Origin of the sequence: Moorena sp. SIO1F2, from assembly GCF_010672755.1 — a bacterium.
Taxonomy (GTDB): Bacteria; Cyanobacteriota; Cyanobacteriia; order Cyanobacteriales; family Coleofasciculaceae; genus Moorena.
This window is the reverse complement of record NZ_JAAHFV010000045.1, coordinates 22,398-29,631: the sequence shown is the minus strand read 5'-3', so window position 1 is coordinate 29,631 and position 7,234 is coordinate 22,398. Positions and strand designations below refer to the sequence as shown.

Here is a 7,234-nt window from a genome sequence, read left to right as displayed (position 1 = left end):
ACCAGTTTGTAAGACTGCTCTAGCAGCAGAGGTAGCATCACCACCGCCTTTTAATTCTACTCGCTCGAAATAGGGTTTATCCCCTTCTCGGAAGTTAGGGTTTGGCTGATAAACTACAGTATCCCCTGGCTTAAATTCTACGACCTGATAGGGACCAGTTCCTACAGGCATCAAGTTGGCTGGTGCTTGTCGTGCATTGGCACCATTGAAATCTTGGTACAAATGGCGTGGCAAAATCATGCCAGCACTACCGGAAAAGACTAAAAACCAAGCTGGATTAACATCCTTGAAGTTGACTTTGACTGTATAGTCGTCGATTGCTTCAACGTTTTTGATAGTTTTATAGGTACTAGCACTAGTCGAGCCTACTGCTGCATTGGTGATGAATTCGTAAGTGAACACCACATCAGCAGCGGTGAAAGGGGTGCCATCGGACCACTTTACATTGCGCTTTAGTTTCCAAGTCACCGACTTACCATCAGCCGCAATTCCACCATTCTCTACCGTAGGGACTTCTGCTGCCAAAAACAGCACCATCTCCCCATTTTTGTCATAACTAGTCAGGGGTTCCAGGGTAATCCGACTGGCTTCGGAATCCTTGTAACCATTGGAAAGATGAGGATTGAGGATAGTGGGTGCTTGCCAGTACAGTAGCTTCAAAGTACTGTCCTGGTTGGACTGTAAAACTCCACTATCAGGGGAATTACAGCCAGTTAAACACAGAATACTCAATAGAATCAGGATATAGTATCTAGTCAAAAATCGTCCCACCAACTTTTCTCGTTCACATAAATTTGCCGCAATTGTTGCAATTCTGCCTCAAAACGTACACGTTTGACTAGACCAACCAATTTTTACCACTCGGGATTTATAGTTGATTTTAGATAAGCATTCAGCTATCAGCTGAATGCTTAGGATTTTAGATATGGTGATTACGGGTAATTTTTTGCTAAGTATTGTTAATATAAGTAGTATTACCTTGATGTTTCTTTACATGAGGTTTTTTGATGCGATCGCCCTGAGATAATTCTATGGTTTAAGGGCGATCGCTTTTCATAGTTTGCTCGATTGAACTATTAAACTATAAACTTCATCAATTGTCAAGTATGGGTTTAGTCAGACTGAAAGTACGAGAACTAGCACAGGAAAAGGGCTGGACACTTAAGGAAGTTTCTGACCGTTCCGGAGTGATTTACAGCACTGTAAGGCACTATGCCCGCTGTCCTGGTCTAAAAACAATTGACTATACTTCTATGGATAAATTAGCGAGGACGTTTGATGTGATGGTTCAGGACTTAGTCGAGATTTTAGAAGAGTGAAGCAAACCAGCGCTAAAGTCTTAAATCTTTCTAAACGTAAGCTATCAGCTATCAGCTATCAGCTATCAGCTATCAGCTATCAGCTATCAGCTATCAGCTATCAGCTATCAGCTATCAGCTATCAGCTATCAGCTATCAGCTGATGCGCAATCGGTGCTTTTGAATAAAATAAGCTGACAGCTGACCACTGACGGCTAACTACTGACGGCTGACCACTGACCGCTGACCACTGACCGCTGACCGCTGACCGCTGACCACTGACCGCTGACCACTGACCGCTGACTGCTCACTGCTAAATGCTTAGCCATCTCAAGGATCGGAATTGACGGGATTCTGTTCAAAGGATCGAATTGTCCCAGCACGACAATCCCGGAGCCAAGTCTTAACCGCTTGACCAATAACACCATTAGTACTTTCCCGTGGGGGTGTGGGAAGTTTGCCTTCTGAAACAGAACCAATACGGGAAAAAATCATCACTAAGCGCCAGCCATCAGAGCTTTTGGTCAAAAATAGCCAGTGATAATTCTGAAGCTCTACAGCTTTATCCTTGAAATACTTGCGCTCTAGGGTAGTTAGAAAGATTTGTTGAAGTGCTTCGCTATCCGTTGGGTTAGGTACGGTCGTGGATTGAAACGACTTAAGGGGCAGAGGTTCAAACTCTGGCTTTCCTGCCACGATGACATAACTGAAATTGTCCAGAGTCGAGTCTGAGCGCCGCGCTCTCTGAATCACTCGATTGGCATAGCTAGGTAAATCCTTAAGCAATAGGGAGGTTAAGGTTTCCACCTCTACCGAACAGGTTTGATCGGGTGAAGGTTCAAGGTTGGCAGGTCGGAAGAACTTTGAAGGGTTAAGGTTGGGAGGTTGGAGGTTAGTAGATTGTTCGCGTAGCGTGGCCAATAGGCCAAGGTTGGCAGGTTGAAAGTTGATAGGCTGAAAGTTGATAGGTTGAAAGTTGATAGGTTGAAAGTTGATAGGTTGGAGGTGGTTTGGTTGTTGGGCTTTGGCGTTCGAGTAGGGTAGGTTGAACAGTAGACCTCTTTCAAAAGTAGTTTTCTGATACTGTTCTTGATGCAATAGCGAGTGGGGGTTTCCCCCAAGACCGCGCTGCATTGCTTTTCGTGAATTCTTGTCCACTGTTCCCTGTTCCCTGTTCCCTGTTGCCAACTTCTGAAAGAACGCTAGTTGAAACTGTTCTGGGAAACCTTCCAGGTTCAACTTGCTAAGGTTCAACCCATTAATCTGTAATCCCAAGTAAGCAATGAGAAGTAATCCCATCAGCTGAAAGCTATACACTAGTACCAGCTAATTCCTCACAAATCCTATTCCAGGCAGCCACTGGGTCGTCAGCAGCGGTAATTGGTCGCCCTATGACTAGGTAATCTGCACCAGCTTGTAGAGCAGCTACTGGGGTCATTGCCCGTCGTTGATCACCTTGTTCGGACCATTGGGGGCGTACTCCTGGACAAACCAGGAGAAAATCATCACCACACACTTGTCGTAGCTGTGATACTTCCATGGGGGAGCACACTGCCCCATTCAAACCTGACTCTTGAGCTAGTAGTGCCATTTGTAAGACAAATTCGGGCAACTCGATCGGAATTTTCAGGTCAAAGGCCAAATCCCGGGAATTGAGACTGGTCAGTAGAGTAATACCAATTAACTTCGGGGGGGGACATCCCGCTGTCAAAGCTCCCTCAACCGCCGCTTCAGCCGCTCGTTTAAGAGCATTGCGACCAGCAACGGCATGAATGGTGATTAAGTCCACACCATAGGCGGCTGCAACCCTTGTTGCTCCAGCTACCGTATTGGGGATATCGTGAAATTTAAGATCCAGAAATATCCGCTTTTGCCGATGTTTGAGAGCATGAATAATCTCAGAACCAGTGCTCACAAACAGTTCCAGACCTACTTTCCAAAAGCTAACCTCAGGCAACTGTTCCACTAATGCGATCGCATCTTCCAGGCTCGGCACATCCAAAGGAACAATAATCCGATCTTCAACCATCAACCTCCTAACCTCCTAACCTTCTAACCTACTAACCTTCTAACCTTCTAACCCTGGCCTTTCGGCCACGCGATCGCGTTCAACCTACTAACCTTCTAACCTTCTAACCTTCTAACCTTCTAACCTCCTAACCTCCTAACCTTCTAACCTCCTAACCTTCATTGATACCTTCAACTCACTAAACGGGCAAACTTCTTTTTCCCCACCTGCAAAACCTTTCCCACCAATTGATCAGGGGAATCAAAGGTCTGGTCAACCGCTGAAATGCGATCGCCATCCAACTTAACACCTCCCCCTTGAATCTGTCGCCTTCCTTCGCCACTACTTTGGCACAAACCCGACTCTTTAAGGATATAGAACAACTTAGCGGGAAACTCCACAGAAGACAATGAAAATTCTGGCACAGAATCCCCCGTACCAGTGGTGCTACCCTTTACTAAGTTCAGTGCTGCTTGCTGAGCTTCTTTTGCCGCTGCTTCACCGTGATATTGGCTCACAATAGTCAGAGCCAATTGTTTTTGCTGCTCCCGTGGCTGTGCTGGAAGCTGATCCAATGGCACATTAGTCAACAGCTCAAAATATTGCTCCAACAGATCATCTGGTGTCCCCTCCAGCTTCGAGTACATGGTCAGGGGATCATCTGACAAGCCAACATAATTCCCCAAAGACTTGGACATTTTCTGTATCCCATCCGTCCCAATCAAAATTGGCAGCAGTAAGCCGAACTGGGGAGATTGCCCAAAATGCCGTTGTAAATCCCGTCCCAAGGCAATATTAAACTTTTGGTCAGTTCCCCCTAACTCCACATCAGCCTTGACTGCCACAGAATCATAGCCCTGCATCAATGGGTAGAGAAACTCATGGAGGAAAATAGGATTTTGTTGTTGATAGCGTTCAGCAAACCCTTCCTTCGCCAGCATTTGCCCTACGGTCATAGTGGCTAACAAGTCAATAATCTCAGACAAATCCAACTGGTTAAGCCACTCGGAGTTATAGCGAATTTCTAGCCGTCCTGGGGTATCAAAATCTAGAATAGGGCGCACCTGTGACAGATAAGTTTCAGCATTTTCCTTGACCTGAGCTGGTGTTAACTGGCGACGCACCTCAGACTTCCCAGTAGGGTCACCGATTCTAGCGGTAAAGTCACCAATAATTAAGACAGCGGTATGACCAGCATCTTGGAATGCCCGTAACTTTCTGACTGGGATACTATGACCTAAGTGGAGATCGGCACCGGTTGGGTCTATACCTAACTTAACCCGTAAGGGACGCTCAGCTTGCTTGAGCCGAATAGCTAGATTTTCACTCGGATCCTGAGAATCCGGTTGTAGGGGAAAAATTTCACTGGTACCTCTGTCTAGCCAAGCTAGCTCGTTAGAAAGGGGGATTTCAAAATTTGACATCGGTTGGGACTATGGTTGGGAATTAAGTAGGTTAGTTAGATTTATTTTAAGGATCGTTTACAAATTCTAAGCAGCTAGACCGACACTTGCCATGCACCATGTCTAAATGCCGCTAACTATTATACAAAAGGCCGTTGACAACCCTTACGACATGCCCATTAAGCCCACTCTTGTAACATAGCTATTAAATCCCCCACGCTTTAGCCTCTTGAGGGTTCAATCGGTGGATGCATCTGCCACAGGGACTGCATCAAGACGGGAAATGACCGTCGTAGAATACAAAAAGGTATGAATTGGCTGGAATTAACCCTAATTCAAAAATTATTTATCGCTACAGTAGTTGAAGCTGAAGTTGAAGCTTACTTATAGGGCTTGACACTTATCCATAACCTCCTGGCATTATTAAGAAATTCGATGCTCAAGACTTGTAAGTCATCCTGCTCTGCCCACCTATCCTTGGAATTGTCTTATAGAAAGGTACTTATAGAAATTCAAAAAAACACCCCAAGCACAGCCCCTAGCTTACATGTCTGTTCTTTAGTAAGGAAATGAAATCACCGTGTCATCTAGCACTATTCCACAACCACAAGATCGGAAAAATCGGAAAAGAAAGCCTTCACAAGTATTGCAGTTTGTGCAAGGGGTGGCTCAGGTAACTGGAGGGACTATCCTCGGGGTTACCATGTTAGCTAGCTCGATTGTAGCTGGTGGACTTGTGGGCTTAGCGACTAGCTTCCGTAACCTGCCAGATGTGCGCATGCTCCGGAACTACACACCAACAGAAACAACCTACATTTACGATGTCAAGGGTAGACCCCTAGTTAGCCTTCATGGGGAAGCAAATCGGGAAGTGGTCGAATTCGGCCAAATCAACCCTCAACTCAAGCGGGCTGTACTAGCTATAGAAGACAGTCGCTTCTACATGCACTATGGGGTTAACCCCAATAGCGTTGGTCGTGCTTTCTTAGTCAACTGGAGACAAGGGACAGTAGTGGAAGGGGGTTCTACGATCACCATGCAGTTGGTGAAAAACCTGTTTCTGTCTCGGCAACGCACCTTTAGCCGCAAAATCACTGAAGCTGTACTCGCTATCCGAGTTGAGCAAATCTTCTCTAAAGACGAGATTATGGAATTGTACCTTAATCAAATCTATTGGGGTCACAATAACTATGGCATTGAAACAGCTGCCCGGAGCTACTTTGTTAAGCCAGCCTCTGAGCTATCCTTAGCCGAGTCAGCGATGTTGGCAGGGCTAATTCAGTCCCCAGAAGAATACAGTCCCTTCAGCAACTACTCTAAAGCTAAAGAGCGACAAGCCGTGGTCTTAAGGCGGATGCGGGATTTGGGATGGATTACAGCAGCCCAAGAAAAAGAAGCTAAGGAACAGCCCCTGTTAATTGGCAAAAGTACCTCCTGGACGACCAGTAAATTACCTTTCGTCACAGAAGCTGCTGTCGTGGAGTTAAAAGAGCGATTTGGTCAGGAGGCGGTCACCAAGGGCGGAATGCGAGTTCAGACCACGGTTGACTACTACTTCCAAAAGCAGGCAGAAAAGATCATTAATCGTGCTCATTACACCCTACGTCGCCGTGGACTTTACGATAATCAAGTGGCATTAGCCGCCGTTGATCCCCGTACCCATTTTGTGAAAGCGATAGTCGGGGGGTACAGCTATGAAAAGAGCAAGTTCAACCGTGCTACTCAAGCTCGACGTCAGCCTGGGTCATCCTTTAAGCCATTTGTTTACTATACTGCCTTTGCCACAGGTAAATATGCCCCCGGTTCCACTGTTTACGATACCCCCGTGCGCTATCGAGATGGTAGAGGCTATTACAGACCCAAAAACTATGGTGGTGGCTACTCTGGTGCCATGAGCATTCGCACCGCAATTGTTCAATCGAGCAATGTGCCAGCGGTAAAGATTGGCAGGAGAGTGGGACTGGATAAAGTCGTTGATGTGGTTAAGACCCTTGGGATTAAGAGTCCCATGCAACCAGTGTTATCCTTACCCCTAGGGTCAGTTGGGGTAACACCATTGGAAATGGCAGGAGCCTATGCTACCTTTGCCAATAATGGCTGGCACTCTGACACTACTTTAATTGTCCGAGTGACCGATAGTAAAGGCAATGTGCTGCTAGATAATACCCCTAAGCCTAAGCTGGTGCTAGATCAATGGGCGGTTGCTTCCCTTAACCATACCCTAACCGGTGTAATTAACGGAGGTACCGGAAAATCTGCCCACATCGGGCGTCAGGCGGCAGGTAAAACGGGAACAACCTCTTCAGAGCGAGATGTGTGGTTTGTGGGATATGTACCCCAGATGGCTACGGCAGTTTGGATTGGTCGAGACAACAACCGACCCCTTGGGCGAGGGGTAACAGGTGGTGGCTATGCCGCACCGATCTGGCGGAGGTTTATGGCTTACGCTTTGCGGAACGAGCCAGTGAGATACTTCCCTCGACCCACAAAATTTAAGCGTCCTCGATCCAGATAAATTCTAGATA

The 7,234-nt window shown here is 46.5% G+C and carries 6 protein-coding genes; 2 read left to right on the top strand and 4 right to left on the bottom strand.

Annotation, left to right across the window (positions count from 1 at the left end; genetic code table 11):
- A partial coding sequence (locus F6J94_RS08775; RefSeq protein WP_293039126.1) for a peptide ABC transporter substrate-binding protein occupies positions 1–771 on the bottom strand: 771 nt, incomplete at its 3' end.
- A gap of 335 nt (positions 772–1,106) precedes the next feature.
- Between F6J94_RS08775 and F6J94_RS08770 the strand changes: the two genes are divergently transcribed.
- Complete coding sequence (locus F6J94_RS08770; protein WP_008185208.1) at positions 1,107–1,319, top strand: helix-turn-helix transcriptional regulator; 213 nt, start codon at positions 1,107–1,109, stop codon at positions 1,317–1,319.
- Positions 1,320–1,628: 309 nt separating this feature from the next.
- Here F6J94_RS08770 and F6J94_RS08765 read toward each other — a convergent pair whose 3' ends face one another.
- The 3 genes from F6J94_RS08765 to tyrS all read right to left on the bottom strand — a co-directional run bounded on the left by F6J94_RS08765 (position 1,629) and on the right by tyrS (position 4,730).
- Positions 1,629–2,597 carry a hypothetical protein gene (locus F6J94_RS08765; protein WP_293039121.1) on the bottom strand — a complete coding sequence of 323 codons (969 nt, stop codon included), beginning with the start codon at positions 2,595–2,597 and terminating at the stop codon, positions 1,629–1,631.
- Positions 2,598–2,607: 10 nt separating this feature from the next.
- Positions 2,608–3,327: an orotidine-5'-phosphate decarboxylase gene (gene pyrF / locus F6J94_RS08760; RefSeq protein WP_293039132.1), complete on the bottom strand. Its 720-nt coding sequence runs from the start codon at positions 3,325–3,327 to the stop codon at positions 2,608–2,610.
- A 170-nt stretch (positions 3,328–3,497) separates the two neighbouring features.
- On the bottom strand, positions 3,498–4,730 hold the full coding sequence (gene tyrS / locus F6J94_RS08755) for a tyrosine--tRNA ligase (protein ID WP_293039118.1): 1,233 nt from the start codon (positions 4,728–4,730) through the stop codon (positions 3,498–3,500).
- A 682-nt stretch (positions 4,731–5,412) separates the two neighbouring features.
- On the opposite strand from tyrS, the gene F6J94_RS08750 reads away from it, so the two are divergent.
- Positions 5,413–7,224, top strand: a complete 1,812-nt coding sequence (locus tag F6J94_RS08750; protein WP_364305648.1) for a penicillin-binding protein 1A — start codon at positions 5,413–5,415, stop codon at positions 7,222–7,224.
- The last annotated feature ends 10 nt before the right edge of the window (positions 7,225–7,234 follow it).